The 14485-nt window shown below is 61.9% G+C and carries 15 protein-coding genes; 13 read left to right on the top strand and 2 right to left on the bottom strand.

The features are described from left to right. Positions 1 to 146: 146 nt before the first annotated feature. The 5 genes from ABOA88_RS15710 (at position 147) to ispD (ending at position 5206) form a co-directional block, all read left to right on the top strand. A complete protein-coding gene (locus ABOA88_RS15710) occupies positions 147 to 1775 on the top strand; it encodes a CTP synthase (RefSeq protein ID WP_196167587.1) in 1629 nt (542 codons plus the stop codon). A 3-nt stretch (positions 1776 to 1778) separates the two neighbouring features. Continuing rightward, positions 1779 to 2624: a 3-deoxy-8-phosphooctulonate synthase gene (gene kdsA, locus ABOA88_RS15705; protein WP_043208834.1), complete on the top strand. Its 846-nt coding sequence runs from the start codon at positions 1779 to 1781 to the stop codon at positions 2622 to 2624. Positions 2625 to 2773: 149 nt separating this feature from the next. Beyond that, positions 2774 to 4063 (top strand): phosphopyruvate hydratase, encoded by a 1290-nt coding sequence (eno, locus tag ABOA88_RS15700; protein ID WP_043208831.1) that lies wholly within the window; start codon positions 2774 to 2776, stop codon positions 4061 to 4063. A gap of 157 nt (positions 4064 to 4220) precedes the next feature. Then, positions 4221 to 4502 carry a cell division protein FtsB gene (ftsB, locus tag ABOA88_RS15695; RefSeq protein WP_043208829.1) on the top strand — a complete coding sequence of 94 codons (282 nt, stop codon included), beginning with the start codon at positions 4221 to 4223 and terminating at the stop codon, positions 4500 to 4502. Then, on the top strand, positions 4499 to 5206 hold the full coding sequence (ispD, locus tag ABOA88_RS15690; protein WP_196167586.1) for a 2-C-methyl-D-erythritol 4-phosphate cytidylyltransferase: 708 nt from the start codon (positions 4499 to 4501) through the stop codon (positions 5204 to 5206). The genes ftsB and ispD overlap by 4 nt, the downstream gene beginning before the upstream one ends. Before the next feature lie 176 nt (positions 5207 to 5382). Here ispD and ABOA88_RS15685 read toward each other — a convergent pair whose 3' ends face one another. Beyond that, positions 5383 to 6279, bottom strand: coding sequence for a LysR substrate-binding domain-containing protein (locus tag ABOA88_RS15685; protein WP_367851430.1), 897 nt, complete (start codon positions 6277 to 6279; stop codon positions 5383 to 5385). Between the two features lie 108 nt (positions 6280 to 6387). On the opposite strand from ABOA88_RS15685, the gene ABOA88_RS15680 reads away from it, so the two are divergent. The 8 genes from ABOA88_RS15680 (at position 6388) to rpoS (ending at position 13550) form a co-directional block, all read left to right on the top strand. Further along, positions 6388 to 7500, top strand: a complete 1113-nt coding sequence (locus ABOA88_RS15680; RefSeq protein WP_043208823.1) for an S-(hydroxymethyl)glutathione dehydrogenase/class III alcohol dehydrogenase — start codon at positions 6388 to 6390, stop codon at positions 7498 to 7500. 8 nt (positions 7501 to 7508) lie between these two features. Continuing rightward, positions 7509 to 8363 (top strand): S-formylglutathione hydrolase, encoded by an 855-nt coding sequence (fghA, locus tag ABOA88_RS15675; RefSeq protein WP_196167584.1) that lies wholly within the window; start codon positions 7509 to 7511, stop codon positions 8361 to 8363. Positions 8364 to 8443: 80 nt separating this feature from the next. Then, a complete protein-coding gene (gene ispF / locus ABOA88_RS15670; protein WP_196167583.1) occupies positions 8444 to 8917 on the top strand; it encodes a 2-C-methyl-D-erythritol 2,4-cyclodiphosphate synthase in 474 nt (157 codons plus the stop codon). Next, the gene (truD, locus tag ABOA88_RS15665) at positions 8914 to 9972 is read left to right on the top strand and encodes a tRNA pseudouridine(13) synthase TruD (protein ID WP_196167582.1); all 1059 of its coding nucleotides are present in this window, start codon (positions 8914 to 8916) and stop codon (positions 9970 to 9972) included. Before ispF ends, truD begins: the two co-directional genes overlap by 4 nt. After that, entirely contained in the window at positions 9960 to 10709 is a 750-nt protein-coding gene (gene surE, locus ABOA88_RS15660) for a 5'/3'-nucleotidase SurE (RefSeq protein ID WP_367851429.1), read from the top strand. Before truD ends, surE begins: the two co-directional genes overlap by 13 nt. Positions 10710 to 10747: 38 nt before the next feature. Beyond that, the gene (locus ABOA88_RS15655) at positions 10748 to 11386 is read left to right on the top strand and encodes a protein-L-isoaspartate(D-aspartate) O-methyltransferase (protein ID WP_196162926.1); all 639 of its coding nucleotides are present in this window, start codon (positions 10748 to 10750) and stop codon (positions 11384 to 11386) included. 186 nt (positions 11387 to 11572) lie between these two features. After that, positions 11573 to 12433: a peptidoglycan DD-metalloendopeptidase family protein gene (locus tag ABOA88_RS15650; RefSeq protein WP_196167580.1), complete on the top strand. Its 861-nt coding sequence runs from the start codon at positions 11573 to 11575 to the stop codon at positions 12431 to 12433. Between the two features lie 109 nt (positions 12434 to 12542). Beyond that, positions 12543 to 13550 carry an RNA polymerase sigma factor RpoS gene (gene rpoS / locus ABOA88_RS15645; RefSeq protein ID WP_043208809.1) on the top strand — a complete coding sequence of 336 codons (1008 nt, stop codon included), beginning with the start codon at positions 12543 to 12545 and terminating at the stop codon, positions 13548 to 13550. A gap of 611 nt (positions 13551 to 14161) precedes the next feature. On the opposite strand, the gene fdxA is transcribed toward rpoS, so the two are convergent. Then, positions 14162 to 14485 (bottom strand): ferredoxin FdxA, encoded by a 324-nt coding sequence (gene fdxA, locus ABOA88_RS15640; protein ID WP_016392282.1) that lies wholly within the window; start codon positions 14483 to 14485, stop codon positions 14162 to 14164.

Genomic DNA, 14485 nt, shown 5'->3' with positions numbered 1-14485 from the left:
CTCCATGCCGGGGATATCCCTGGTTTGTACAGACGCGGCAGTTGTTCGAGATGCACTGTGATTGACGCAGGTGATCGGGGGCTTCGGCCTTCCTTCGCTTTCTCCGGCGGCGCTGACCGCTTTAACGCAGACTTCTAGGGTTTTTCATGACGCGCTACATATTCGTCACGGGCGGTGTTGTTTCTTCATTGGGGAAAGGCATTGCCTCGGCTTCCTTGGCGGCCATCCTGGAGGCGCGGGGGCTCAAGGTCACCATGCTCAAGCTGGATCCGTACATCAACGTCGACCCCGGCACCATGAGCCCGTTCCAGCATGGTGAAGTGTTCGTCACCCACGATGGCGCCGAGACCGACCTCGACCTGGGCCACTACGAGCGGTTCATCCGCACCACCATGACCCAGAACAACAACTTCACCACCGGCCGTATCTACGAGCATGTGCTGCGCAAGGAGCGCCGTGGTGACTACCTGGGCGCGACCATTCAGGTCATCCCGCACATCACCGACGAGATCAAGCGTCGCATCATCAAGGGCGCCGGCGATGCCGACGTGGCCCTGGTCGAGATCGGCGGCACCGTCGGCGACATCGAGTCGCAGCCGTTCCTCGAGGCGATCCGCCAACTGCGCGTCGAAGTGGGCTCCAAGCGCGCCATGCTGATGCACCTGACCCTGGTCCCGTACATCGCCACTGCCGGCGAGACCAAGACCAAGCCGACCCAGCATTCGGTCAAGGAGCTGCGCTCCATTGGCCTGCAGCCGGACGTGCTCATCTGCCGTTCCGACCACCCGGTCGACGCTTCGTCGCGCCGCAAGATCGCCCTGTTCACCAACGTCGAAGAGCGAGCGGTGATCTCCCTGCAGGACGTCGATACCATCTACAAGATCCCAGGTGTATTGCATGCCCAGGGCCTGGACGACTTCGTCGTCGAGCGCTTCGGCCTGCAGTGCAACAGCGCCGATCTGTCCGAGTGGGACCAGGTAGTCGACGCCAAGCTCAACCCTGAGCATGAAGTCACCATCGCCATGGTCGGCAAGTACATGGAGCTGCTGGATGCGTACAAGTCGCTGATCGAGGCCATGAGCCACGCGGGCATCAAGAACCGCACCAAGGTCAACCTGCGCTACATCGACTCCGAGGACATCGAGAACCAGGGCACCAGCCTGCTCGAAGGCGCCGATGCCATTCTCGTCCCGGGCGGTTTCGGCCTGCGTGGCGTGGAAGGCAAGATCACCGCTGTCCAGTACGCGCGCGAAAACAAGGTGCCGTACCTGGGCATCTGCCTGGGCATGCAGGTCGCGGTCATCGAGTTCGCACGTAACGTGATGGGCTGGAAAGACGCCAACTCCACCGAGTTCGACCGCAACAGCGGCCACCCGGTCGTCGGCCTGATCACCGAATGGGCCGATGCCACCGGCGCGGTCGAGACCCGTTCCGAAGCTTCCGACCTGGGCGGCACCATGCGCCTGGGTGCTCAGGACTGCCAACTGGCGGCCGGCTCCAAGGTCCATGACTGCTATGGCAAGGATGTGATCACCGAGCGTCACCGTCATCGCTACGAAGTGAACAACAACCTGCTGCCACAGCTGGTCGAGGCAGGCCTGGTGGTTTCCGGTCGTTCCGAAGACGGTGCGCTGGTTGAAGTGGTCGAGTCCAAGGACCACCCATGGTTCGTCGCCTGCCAGTTCCACCCCGAGTTCACCTCGACCCCGCGTGATGGCCACCCGCTGTTCAGTGGTTTCGTCAAGGCGGCCCTGGCCCAGAAGAACAAGGCCTGATCCATGACCCAGAAGATCATTCGCGTCGGTAGCATCGAGATCGCCAACGACAAGCCGTTCGTCCTGTTCGGCGGCATGAACGTCCTGGAGTCCCGTGACCTGGCCCTGAAGGTCTGCGAAGCGTACGTGCGGGTCACCGAAAAGCTCGGTATCCCGTACGTGTTCAAGGCCAGCTTCGACAAGGCCAACCGTTCGTCGATCAACTCCTACCGTGGTCCTGGCATGGAGGAAGGGCTGAAGATCTTCGAAGAGATCAAGCAGACCTTCAAGGTGCCAGTGATCACCGACGTGCACGAGCCTTACCAGGCCGAGCCCGTCGCCAAGGTGTGCGACATCATCCAACTGCCAGCCTTCCTGTCGCGCCAGACCGACCTGGTCGTGGCGATGGCCAAGACCGGCGCTGTGATCAATATCAAGAAGGCCCAGTTCCTCGCGCCCCAGGAAATGAAGCACATCCTGACCAAGTGCGAAGAAGCCGGTAACGACCAGTTGATCCTCTGCGAGCGTGGTTCGAGCTTCGGCTACAACAACCTCGTCGTGGACATGCTCGGCTTCGGCATCATGAAGCAGTTCGAGTACCCGGTGTTCTTCGATGTGACCCATGCCCTGCAGATGCCTGGCGGTCGCTCCGATTCCGCCGGTGGTCGTCGCGCCCAGGTCACCGACCTGGCCAAGGCCGGCATGAGCCAAGGCCTGGCCGGGCTGTTCCTGGAAGCCCACCCGGACCCGGACAACGCCAAGTGCGATGGTCCTTGCGCCCTGCGCCTGGACAAGCTGGAGCCGTTCCTGGCCCAGCTCAAGCAACTGGACGACCTGGTGAAAAGTTTTCCGACGGTAGAGACCGCGTAAAGCTCATTTCTCCGGTAAAGTACCGCCCTCACCCCTGACCGAACGGTCAGGGGTCGCCTTCGCCAGGCCTGCCCGTTCTCGAACTGCCTGGCGAACGCCCAGATTTCCTTAGCTGCGTTGTTTTCGTCAATTCTGGAGTGCTTACAACAATGGCAAAAATCGTCGACATCAAAGGTCGTGAAGTTCTCGATTCGCGTGGCAACCCCACCGTGGAAGCCGATGTTCTGCTCGACAACGGCATCATCGGCAGCGCCTGCGCGCCGTCCGGTGCTTCCACCGGCTCGCGTGAAGCGCTGGAGCTGCGTGATGGCGACAAGAGCCGTTACCTGGGCAAGGGCGTGCTGAAGGCTGTTGCCAACATCAACGGCCCGATCCGCGACCTGCTGCTGGGCAAGGACCCGGCCGACCAGAAGGCCCTGGACCGCGCCATGATCGAACTGGACGGTACCGAGAACAAGGCCAAGCTGGGCGCCAACGCCATCCTGGCCGTCTCCCTGGCTGCCGCCAAGGCTGCTGCCCAGGATCAGGACCTGCCGCTGTACGCACACATCGCCAACCTCAATGGCACCCCAGGCCAGTACTCCATGCCGGTTCCGATGATGAATATCATCAACGGCGGCGAACACGCCGACAACAACGTCGACATCCAGGAGTTCATGGTTCAGCCGGTTGGCGCCAAGACCTTCTCCGATGCCCTGCGCATGGGTACCGAAATCTTCCATCACCTCAAAGCCGTGCTCAAGGCTCGTGGCCTGAACACCGCTGTGGGTGATGAAGGTGGCTTCGCACCAAACCTGACCTCCAACGAAGACGCCCTGGGCGCCATCGCCGAGGCCGTCGAGAAGGCCGGCTACAAGCTGGGCACCGACGTGACCCTGGCCCTGGACTGCGCGGCTTCCGAGTTCTATGAAGACGGCAAGTACAACCTGTCTGGCGAAGGCAAGTCGTTCGATGCCGAAGGCTTTGCCGACTACCTCAAGGGCTTGACCGAGCGCTTCCCGATCATCTCGATCGAAGACGGCCTGGATGAGTCCGACTGGGCTGGCTGGAAGATCCTCACCGACAAGATCGGTGCCAAGGTACAACTGGTCGGCGACGACCTGTTCGTGACCAACACCAAGATCCTCAAGGAAGGCATCGAGAAGGGCATTGGTAACTCGATCCTGATCAAGTTCAACCAGATCGGCTCGTTGACCGAAACTCTGGAAGCCATCCAGATGGCCAAGGCTGCCGGCTACACCGCCGTCATCTCGCACCGTTCGGGTGAAACCGAAGACTCCACCATCGCCGATCTGGCCGTCGGTACCGCTGCTGGCCAGATCAAGACCGGTTCGCTGTGCCGTTCCGACCGCGTTTCGAAGTACAACCAGCTGCTGCGTATCGAAGAGCAACTGGGCGCCAAGGCCGTGTACCGCGGTCGCGCCGAGTTTCGCGGCTGAGCAAGAGATGGTAAAAAGGCAGCAGCCGAGGCCGTCTGAACGTTCGTACTGAGCTGTCAGACGCCTCTTACGGGTTTCTGTCGACGAAGCCTGGCCTCGGCCAGGCTTCGTGCTATTGGAAGCTCGCTGCGGCGGCCTTTTACCTCTGGATATCTTGATGCGCAGTCCCTATTGGTTGTTTCTCGTCCTGCTCCTGCTGCTCGGCGGCCTGCAGTACCGCCTTTGGGTGGGTAACGGCAGCCTGGCGCAAGTGGCCGAGCTCAAGCAGCAGATCGCCGAACAGCATGCCGAGAACGAGCGGCTACTCGAGCGCAATCGCGTGCTGGATGCTGAAGTTCTGGAGTTGAAAAAAGGTATGGAGACCGTGGAAGAGCGGGCTCGTCACGAATTGGGGATGGTCAAGGAGGGTGAAACCCTCTACCAGTTGCCGCAGAAATGACGCAGACGCTACCGGCTTTCTGGGCCGTGATTCCCGCTGCGGGCATCGGTGCCCGCATGGCTGCCGATCGTCCCAAGCAGTATCTGCAATTGGGCGGGCAGACCCTTCTCGAGCATAGCCTCGACTGTTTTCTCGACCACCCCTCGCTCAAGGGCGTGGTGGTCAGCATTGCCGCCGATGATCCCTACTGGCCTGGCCTACGCTGTGCCAACGACCCACGCATACAGCGTGCGGCCGGGGGGCGTGAGCGGGCCGACTCGGTGCTCAATGCTCTATTGCTTTTGCATGCTCAAGGGGCGGCGGACAGCGACTGGGTGTTGGTGCATGACGCGGCGCGACCGAACCTGGCACGCAGTGATCTGGATCGGTTGCTGTCGGAGTTGGTCGACGATCCTGTCGGAGGTTTACTTGCGGTGCCTGCTCGCGACACGCTCAAGCGTGCCGATGCCAATGGGCGGGTCAGTGCCACGGTGGATCGCAGCACCATCTGGCAGGCCTACACGCCGCAGATGTTCCGCCTGGGGGCCTTGCACCGGGCCCTGGCCGAGTGCTTGGTCTCCGATGTAGTGGTCACGGACGAGGCCTCGGCCATCGAGTGGTCCGGTCAGGCGCCGCGCTTGATTGAAGGGCGCAGTGACAACATAAAGGTCACCCGTCCGGAAGACCTGGAATGGTTGCGCCAGCGCTGGGCCGCCCGCCGCTGAAACCAAACGCCTGCGTCGATTTCTTCGCGGGTAAACCCGCTCCCACAGATCGGGGAGGGCCGAGGTGCAGCGCTGAGCTCCTCATGGGTAAACCCGCTCCACTGATTAGGTGCAAGGCCCAGGCGCTGCGCTGTCCCGGTGGGGGCGGGTTTACCCGCGAGGGCCGCCAGAACCCTTCAGCCTTGCCGGTACTCGGGTAACCCCGCCAACCCTTCCTTCAGATAGTCCACCAGCCGTCGCACTTTCGGCGACAAGTGCCTTTGCTGCGGGTATAGCGCCCATACAGCCGTGTTCGGCGGCTGGTGCGCTTCGAGTAGCGATACCAACGCGCCGCTGTTGAGGTGCTCAAGCACGTAATAGTCCGGCAACTGGCACAACCCCATGCCCAGCAAGGCTGCATCCAGTACCGCCTGCCCGCTGTTGCAGCGCCAGTTGCCCTGCACCCGCTGACTCAATTCACGCCCATCTTGCTGCAACACCCAGAGGTCGGAACTGCCGATCAGGCAGTTGTGCCGGGTCAGTTCCGACAGACTGTGGGGGCGACCATAGTGCTCAAGGTAGGCGGGGGAGGCGCACAGGTACATGCGCCGGGGGGCGAGGCGGGTGGCAACCAGGCGTGAGTCCTGCAAGCGCCCGAGGCGTATCGCCAGGTCCATTCCCTCATGCACCAAGTCCAACGTGCGGTTGCTCAGTTCCACCTCGACGCGCAATTGCGGATACAGGGCCATGAAGCGCGTCACCAGGGGGACGATGAAGCGTTCGCCATAAGCCACCGCGCAGGTCATGCGCAACAGCCCTTTGGGTTCGCTGGCCAGGTCGCCCATGGCGCGCAGGGCTTCTTCGCGCCCGTCCTGCAAACGCTGGCAATGTTGCAGGAAAGTCTGGCCTGCCTCGCTCAGGGTCACCCGCCGGGTACTGCGGTACAGAAGCCGCGTCTGCAGGCGCTCTTCCAGGCGGGCGATCTGTCGGCTGATGTGCGAGGACGAAACACCCAGGCGTTCGGCGGCGGCGGTGAACTGACCTGACTCGGCCACCGCGACGAATTCGTCGATGCCTTCCCAGCGACTGCTCATTGATTATCCCTGCATGGCAATAATGTTTTTACTTGTGCCGGATTATTCATCAAAAGTGCTTGAATTACACTGAGCCGAAGCAATCATCCCTTGTCTGGAGTTCCGTTGATGATCAAGTCCCGCGCCGCCGTTGCCTTCGAGGCCAAGAAACCCCTGGAAATCGTCGAAGTCGACGTGGCCATGCCCAAGGCGGGTGAGGTGCTCCTGCGTGTGGTGGCCAGCGGTGTCTGCCATACCGATGCCTACACCCTGTCGGGCGCCGACCCAGAAGGTATCTTCCCGTCGATCCTGGGCCACGAGGGCGGTGCGATCGTCGAAGCCGTGGGCGAGGGTGTCACCTCGGTCGCTGTCGGTGACCACGTGATCCCGCTGTACACCCCCGAGTGCGGCCAGTGCAAATTCTGCCGCTCCGGCAAGACCAACCTGTGCCAGGCCATCCGCGCCACCCAGGGCAAGGGCCTGATGCCGGATGGCACCACCCGTTTCTCCTACAAAGGCCAGCAACTGTTCCACTACATGGGCACCTCGACCTTCTCCGAGTACACCGTGTTGCCGGAAATCTCCGTGGCCAAGATTGCCAAGGATGCGCCGCTGGAGAAGGTCTGCCTGCTCGGCTGCGGCGTCACCACCGGTATCGGTGCCGTGCTCAACACCGCCAAGGTCAAGGCTGGCGACACCGTGGCCATCTTTGGCCTGGGCGGTATCGGTCTGTCGGCGATCATTGGTGCGGTGAAGGCCAAGGCTTCGCGCATCATCGCCGTGGACATCAACCCGGCCAAATTCGAGATCGCTCGTCAGCTCGGCGCCACCGACTGTGTGAACCCGAAGGACTATGACCGTCCGATCCAGGAAGTCATCGTCGACCTCACCGACGGTGGTGTGGATTATTCCTTCGAATGCGTAGGCAACGTCCAACTGATGCGTGCGGCGCTGGAGTGCTGCCACAAAGGTTGGGGTGAGTCGGTGATCATTGGTGTCGCCGGTGCCGGGCAGGAAATCTCCACCCGTCCGTTCCAGCTGGTGACCGGCCGAGTCTGGCGTGGTTCGGCATTCGGCGGTGTGCGGGGTCGCAGCGAGCTGCCAAGCTACGTGGAAATGTCGCAGAAAGGCGAGATCCCGCTGGATACCTTCATCACCCACACCATGGGCCTGGAGGACATCAACAAAGCCTTCGACCTGATGCATGAAGGCAAGAGCATCCGCAGCGTGATCCACTTCTGAGGTCTGCCATGAGCCTGGAAAACATCTCCTGCCAGAAAAGCTTCGGCGGTTGGCACAAGCGTTACCGGCACGCCTCCAAAGTCCTGGGTTGCGACATGGTGTTCGCCGTCTACCTGCCGCCGCAGGCCGAGCAGGGCGAGAAGCTGCCGGTGTTGTACTGGCTCAGCGGCCTGACCTGCACGGACGAGAACTTCATGCAAAAGGCCGGCGCCCAGCGCCTGGCCGCAGAGCTTGGCCTGATCATCGTCGCCCCCGACACCAGCCCGCGGGGCGAGCAGGTGCCGGGTGACCCGGATGGCGCCTGGGACTTTGGTCTGGGCGCAGGCTTCTACCTCAACGCCACCCAGCAGCCCTGGGCCCAGCACTATCGCATGCACGACTACGTGGTGCAGGAGCTGCCCGCCTTGGTCGAGGCGCATTTCCCGGCCTCCGATCTGCGCAGTATCAGCGGGCACTCCATGGGCGGGCACGGTGCCCTGGTTTGCGCCCTGCGCAACCCTGGACGCTACCGCTCGGTGTCGGCATTTTCGCCGATCAGCAATCCGATGGATTGTCCGTGGGGCGAGAAGGCCTTCTCCCGTTACCTGGGGGACGACCGGGCGCGCTGGCGCGAGTGGGATGCCAGCGTACTGCTGGCCGAGACCGCCACCGGGCAATGCCCGCCGCTGCTGGTCGACCAGGGGGACCGGGATGACTTTCTCGAGAAGCAGCTCAAGCCGCAGGCACTGGAGCAGGCGGCGCGCAAGGGGGGGCATGAGCTGACCCTGCGCCTGCAGCCTGGCTATGACCACAGCTACTACTTCATTGCCAGCTTCATCGATGAACACCTGCGCCATCACGCGGTGGCGTTAGGCAGGGTCTGATACATGAGGGGCCGCTTTGCGGCCCCAATACCTAGCAAAGCAGGTAGAATCCAGCCCTGACTCATTCAGGGCTTTTTCTTATGCGTATTGGCCACGGCTACGATGTGCACCGTTTCTGCGACGGTGATTTCATTACCCTGGGTGGGGTGCGTATCCCCCACAAATACGGCCTGCTGGCCCATTCCGACGGCGATGTGCTGCTGCACGCGCTCAGCGATGCCTTGCTTGGCGCTGCGGCGTTGGGCGACATCGGCAAGCATTTCCCCGATACCGACCCTCAGTTCAAAGGGGCCGACAGCCGTGCGCTGCTGCGCCATGTGGTCGGCATCGTCCAGGCCAAGGGCTGGAAGGTCGGCAACGTCGACACCACCATCGTCGCCCAGGCACCCAAGATGGCACCGCATATCCAGACCATGCGCCAGTTGATCGCCGAAGACCTGCAGGTCGAACTCGAGCAGGTCAACGTCAAGGCCACCACCACCGAGAAGCTGGGGTTCACCGGCCGTGAGGAGGGCATCGCCGTGCATGCGGTGGCCCTGTTGCTGCCAGCATGACTGAACTGGATCTGCTGGGCCCACGGGCCTCGGGGGCCTCTTTGGGCCAGGCGGTGCTCAAAGCGGTGGCTGAGGACTTCCAAGTCGACGAAGTGCTGGATATTCCCCTCTCTGGCCAGGGCGAGCACCTCTGGCTGTGGGTCGAAAAACGTGACCTGAACACCGAAGAAGCGGCCCGTCGCCTGGCGCGCGCCGCTGGCGTGCCGGTGCGCTCGATCAGCTATGCCGGCCTCAAGGACCGACAGGCCCTGACCCGACAGTGGTTCAGTCTGCATCTACCGGGCAAGGCCGACCCTGACCTGTCCCGTGCCGAAGATGCCAGCCTGCGCGTACTCAAGCAGGTGCGTCACCTGCGCAAGCTCCAGCGCGGCGCCCATTCGGCCAATGGCTTCACCTTGCGTCTCACGGCCCTTGCGGCCGATCACCAGGCCCTCGATGCACGCCTGGAACAACTCAAGCAGCACGGGGTGCCCAATTACTTCGGCAGCCAGCGATTCGGCCACGAGGGCGGCAACGTGCATGACGCCCGTCAGTGGGCCGAACGCAAGGCCCTCCCGGAGCAGCGCAATGTCCGCTCGCGGTTGTTGTCTGCTGCGCGTAGCTACGTGTTCAACCAGGTGCTGGCCGCGCGTGTCGCCAATGGTAGCTGGAACACAGCGCAGGTCGGCGACTTGCTGGCCTTCACCGACAGCCGCAGTTTCTTCGCGGCGGGCGAGCAGGAATGTGCCGATCCGCGGCTGGCGATCCTCGACCTGCACCCCACCGGGCCGCTCTGGGGCGAAGGCGCCTCACCGACCAGCGGCAATACGTCTATGCTGGAAACAGCCATCGGCGATCGGCATCTGGCGCTGTGCCAGTGGTTGGCACAAGCAGGCATGAGTCACGAACGACGCATCCTGCGGCTCCCTATTGGCGGGCTGACGTGGCATTATCCCGAGCCTGATATCCTGCAACTGGAATTCGTCCTTCCGGCCGGATGCTTCGCCACCGTGGTGGTGCGCGAGCTCGTCGATCTGGTGCCGGCAGGGCAGACGGACAGCCCATGCGTATTCTGATTTCGAATGACGACGGTGTTACCGCACCCGGCCTTGCCGCGCTGCATGCTGCGCTGGTGGACTACGCCGAGTGCGTGGTGATTGCCCCGGATCAAGACAAGAGCGGTGCGAGCAGTTCACTGACACTGGACCGGCCGCTGCATCCGCAGACCCTGGCCAATGGCTTCATCAGCCTGAACGGCACGCCAACCGACTGCGTGCACCTGGGGCTCAACGGGTTGTTGCCCGAGACGCCCGAGATGGTCGTGTCCGGTATCAACCTGGGGGCCAACCTTGGGGATGACGTGCTCTATTCCGGCACGGTCGCCGCGGCATTGGAGGGGCGCTTCCTGGGCGGCACATCGCTGGCGTTCTCGCTGTTGTCGCGCCTGCCGGACAACCTGCCGACCGCGGCCTACATCGCCCGCCGCCTGGTTGAAGCCCAGTCGCACCTGGAGCTGCCGCCGCGCACCGTGCTCAACGTGAACATCCCCAACCTGCCTCTGGAACACATTCGTGGCATCCAGCTCACCCGGCTCGGCCATCGGGCGCGGGCGGCGGCGCCGACCAAGGTGGTCAACCCGCGGGGCAAGGAAGGCTACTGGATCGCCGTGGCCGGTGACGCCGAGGACGGCGGGCCGGGGACCGACTTCCACGCGGTGATGCAGGGGTACGTGTCGATCACCCCGTTGCAACTGGACCGCACCTTCAACGAAGCCTTCGAGCGTCTCGATGGCTGGGTGGAGGATCTGCTCTGATGCGTGAACAGGACGATCTGCTGCGCCGAGGCATCGGCATGACCTCCCAGCGTACCCGGGAGCGGTTGATCCAGCGTCTGTACGAGGAGGGCGTCTCGAACACCCAGGTGCTCGACGTCATTCGTCGTACCCCGCGCCATCTGTTCGTCGACGAGGCCCTTGCGCACCGGGCCTACGAGGACACCGCGCTGCCGATCGGGCACAACCAGACCATCTCCCAGCCGTTCATGGTGGCGCACATGAGCGAGCTGTTGCTGGAGGCCGGGCCGTTGGACAAGGTCCTGGAGATCGGCACGGGGTCGGGTTACCAGACCGCCATCCTCGCGCAACTGGTGGAGCGGGTGTTCTCGGTGGAGCGGATCAAGGTCCTGCAGGACCGGGCCAAGGAGCGCCTGGTCGAACTCAACCTGCGCAACGTGGTGTTTCGTTGGGGCGACGGCTGCGAAGGATGGCCGGCGCTGGCGCCCTACAACGGCATCATCGTGACAGCCGTGGCGCCGGAGGTTCCCCAAGCCTTGCTTGACCAGCTGGCGCCGGGTGGGCGCATGGTGATTCCAGTGGGTGCTGCCGGCGAGTCCCAGCAGCTGATGTTGATCGTGCGCGAGGAACATGGGTTCTCCCGTCGCGTACTGGGCGCCGTGCGTTTCGTGCCGCTGCTCAATGGTCCGGTGGCGTGAGGGCGCGCTGAATATTTGCGTCGTCGACGAATTCTTGAGCCGCGAACCTGTCTATCGTGCGGGGTTTTGTCGCGCTTGTCGTGGCACCTGAGCCAGCCACCCAAGCCGGTCTGTCTCGTTTATAATTGCAACAATATTGCATTTCGTATCGTCATATCGTTTTTCGGCACCATGAGGGGAGCGCGGGTGGGTCACACAATCATGCGGCAACGCAAGGATCGGTCGGTTTTCAAGCTTCTGGTGATTGCGCTGGCCATGGCGACATCGCTGGCGGGCTGCTCCAGCACCGGTTCGAGTGGCGCACGCGTGGTAGATCGCAACAACACGGTGCCCAAGCGTCCGACCGTCACCTCTGGCCAATATGTGGTCAAGCCCGGTGACACCCTGTACTCCATCGCCTTTCGCTATGGCTGGGACTACAAAGAGCTGGCCGCGCGCAACGGCATTCCGGCGCCCTATACCATTCGCCCCGGCCAGCCAATCCGCTTCAGCAGCGGCAGCGGTGGCAGCACCACGGTGGTGTCCAGCCCGTCTTCCTCGAGCAAGACCACGGTCATCCGCCGCCCGGTGGGCAGCACCTCCACGCCGCCTGCCAGCAACAGCAGCAAGCCGGTCACGCCACCTGCGACGACCACCGCCCCAGTGGTCACCCAGGTGCCTGCCGCCGAGCGTTCGGTAGGGGGCTGGACCTGGCCCGCCAACGGTGTGCTGATTGGAAAATTTGCTTCAAACGGTAGTTTGAATAAAGGCATTGATATCGCCGGTGATTTGGGACAGCCTGTTTTTGCTGCGTCTGGTGGTTCAGTGGTGTACGCCGGGAGTGGCTTGAGGGGCTACGGCGAGCTGATCATCATCAAGCACAACGATACCTACGTCAGTGCCTACGGCCATAACCGCAGGCTTTTGGTTCGGGAGGGGCAGCAGGTCAAGGCAGGGCAGACGATCGCTGAAATGGGGTCCACGGGCACTGATCGGGTGAAGCTGCATTTCGAGATTCGCCGCCAGGGTAAACCCGTCGATCCGCTCCAGTTCTTGCCACGTCGTTGATCTTTGCACCCAGCCTGTTCCTGCTGACGTAGAGGGGACAGGCTCCAGCGCTGCCAGGGAAACAGGTGCCGCTCGAGTCTGAGTTCGAACTCAGCAAAGGACTATAACAATGGCTCTCAGCAAAGAAGTGCCGGAGTTTGACATCGACGATGACCTCCTGTTGATGGAGACGGGCATCGTTTTGGAAACGGATGTGGTGTCAGACGAACCTGCTGTACCTTCGGTTCGGACCAAGGCCAAACAAGGCTCATCGCTCAAACAGCACAAGTACATCGATTACAGCCGGGCGCTCGATGCCACCCAGCTGTATCTCAACGAAATCGGCTTTTCTCCGCTGCTCTCCCCCGAAGAGGAAGTGCATTACGCGCGCCTGTCGCAAAAAGGCGACCCGGCTGGCCGTAAGCGCATGATCGAGAGCAACCTGCGCCTGGTGGTAAAAATCGCGCGCCGCTATGTCAATCGTGGCCTGTCGCTGCTCGACCTGATCGAAGAGGGCAACCTCGGTCTGATCCGCGCGGTGGAAAAGTTCGACCCGGAGCGCGGTTTCCGTTTCTCGACCTATGCGACCTGGTGGATTCGCCAGACCATCGAACGGGCGATCATGAACCAGACCCGCACCATCCGCCTGCCGATCCACGTGGTCAAGGAACTCAACGTCTACCTGCGCGCTGCGCGGGAGCTGACCCAGAAGCTCGACCACGAGCCTTCCCCGGAGGAAATCGCCGGGCTGCTGGAAAAACCCGTGGCCGAGGTCAAGCGCATGCTTGGGCTCAACGAGCGTGTCTCTTCGGTGGATGTTTCGCTCGGCCCGGACTCCGACAAGACCCTGCTTGACACCCTGACGGACGATCGCCCGACCGACCCGTGCGAGCTGCTGCAAGACGACGACCTCTCCCAGAGCATCGACCAGTGGTTGGGCGAGTTGACCGACAAGCAGCGTGAAGTGGTGGTGCGTCGGTTTGGCCTGCGTGGTCACGAGAGCAGCACCCTTGAGGATGTAGGGCTGGAAATCGGCCTGACCCGGGAACGAGTGCGGCAGATCCAGGTCGAGGGGCTCAAGCGCCTGCGTGAAATCCTTGAAAAGAACGGCCTCTCAAGTGAGTCGTTGTTCCAGTAAGCGCAAACGCAACACCTGAACGCCCCGATAATCTCGGGGCGTTTTTGTATCTGAGAGGATTGTTTATTTCGCTACCAACGTTGCTTTGCGTGTAAGAGATCGCTTACTCATGGTGTAAGACTTCCCCGTAAGGATCAGTAAAGTATTGTCGCTTCTAAGCTATCTATTTACATAACTCATTGAAAAGTAATGGTTTTTAAGGCATTAAAAGATGTGTCGGTTGTAGCGTTTTGAGAGGTTTAGCCCTTGCTCGCCAGGCTGGAATGGCTAGTATTCGAACTGTGTCGACGGACCGGCACAGCCTTCACGGATGAAGGTCATGGACATCGCACGACGCGATTCATCAGGATGATGTCTAGGACAAGCAGGGACTACGGAAAAAATGTGGGCGGGTCAAACCGCCCCTTTTTTTTTGCCTTGAATTTAGTGGCAGAGGTTGCGCTTCATGTGGCGTGCAGGGGCTATCCGCTTGGCCTCGAATGACTCGAAGTGGTCTTGGCCCTTCTGCATTGCAGCCCATCGCAGGCTTCGCCAGCTCCTACGGCGCATTTTTTAGTCAATTCCAGAAATGAAAAAGGCCCCGTTTGGGGCCTTTTCGTATCCGGACGCTATCAGCGTTCCAGATCTGCAATCTTGCCAGGCTTGCCGTCCCACTCTTCAGCGTCAGGCAGGGCATCCTTACGCTCGGTGATGTTTGGCCAGATCTCCGCCAGTTCGGCATTGAGCTCGATGAAGTTCTCCATGCCGGCAGGCACTTCGTCTTCCGAGAAAATGGCTTGAGCTGGGCATTCCGGTTCGCACAGGGCGCAGTCGATGCACTCGTCCGGGTGGATGACCAGGAAGTTCGGGCCTTCGTAGAAGCAGTCCACCGGACAGACTTCCACGCAGTCGGTGTACTTGCATTTGATGCAGTTGTCGGTGACGACGAAGGTCAT

The sequence above is a fragment of the Pseudomonas sp. PKS genome (genome assembly GCF_051913525.1).
In the GTDB taxonomy this organism is placed as follows: Bacteria; Pseudomonadota; Gammaproteobacteria; order Pseudomonadales; family Pseudomonadaceae; genus Aquipseudomonas; species Aquipseudomonas guariconensis_D.
The sequence above is the reverse complement of the archived record's forward strand: the minus strand, read 5'-3'. Positions and strand labels throughout refer to the sequence as shown.

What these genes read in the sequence shown, in the direction of transcription:
- ABOA88_RS15710 (WP_196167587.1), top strand. Translation starts at nt 147, where the DNA reads ATGACGCGCTACATATTCGTCACGGGCGGTGTTGTTTCTTCATTGGGG.
- kdsA (WP_043208834.1), top strand. Translation starts at nt 1,779, where the DNA reads ATGACCCAGAAGATCATTCGCGTCGGTAGCATCGAGATCGCCAACGAC.
- eno (WP_043208831.1), top strand. Translation starts at nt 2,774, where the DNA reads ATGGCAAAAATCGTCGACATCAAAGGTCGTGAAGTTCTCGATTCGCGT.
- ftsB (WP_043208829.1), top strand. Translation starts at nt 4,221, where the DNA reads ATGCGCAGTCCCTATTGGTTGTTTCTCGTCCTGCTCCTGCTGCTCGGC.
- ispD (WP_196167586.1), top strand. Translation starts at nt 4,499, where the DNA reads ATGACGCAGACGCTACCGGCTTTCTGGGCCGTGATTCCCGCTGCGGGC.
- ABOA88_RS15685 (WP_367851430.1), bottom strand. Translation starts at nt 6,279, where the DNA reads ATGAGCAGTCGCTGGGAAGGCATCGACGAATTCGTCGCGGTGGCCGAG.
- ABOA88_RS15680 (WP_043208823.1), top strand. Translation starts at nt 6,388, where the DNA reads ATGATCAAGTCCCGCGCCGCCGTTGCCTTCGAGGCCAAGAAACCCCTG.
- fghA (WP_196167584.1), top strand. Translation starts at nt 7,509, where the DNA reads ATGAGCCTGGAAAACATCTCCTGCCAGAAAAGCTTCGGCGGTTGGCAC.
- ispF (WP_196167583.1), top strand. Translation starts at nt 8,444, where the DNA reads ATGCGTATTGGCCACGGCTACGATGTGCACCGTTTCTGCGACGGTGAT.
- truD (WP_196167582.1), top strand. Translation starts at nt 8,914, where the DNA reads ATGACTGAACTGGATCTGCTGGGCCCACGGGCCTCGGGGGCCTCTTTG.
- surE (WP_367851429.1), top strand. Translation starts at nt 9,960, where the DNA reads ATGCGTATTCTGATTTCGAATGACGACGGTGTTACCGCACCCGGCCTT.
- ABOA88_RS15655 (WP_196162926.1), top strand. Translation starts at nt 10,748, where the DNA reads ATGACCTCCCAGCGTACCCGGGAGCGGTTGATCCAGCGTCTGTACGAG.
- rpoS (WP_043208809.1), top strand. Translation starts at nt 12,543, where the DNA reads ATGGCTCTCAGCAAAGAAGTGCCGGAGTTTGACATCGACGATGACCTC.
- fdxA (WP_016392282.1), bottom strand. Translation starts at nt 14,485, where the DNA reads ATGACCTTCGTCGTCACCGACAACTGCATCAAATGCAAGTACACCGAC.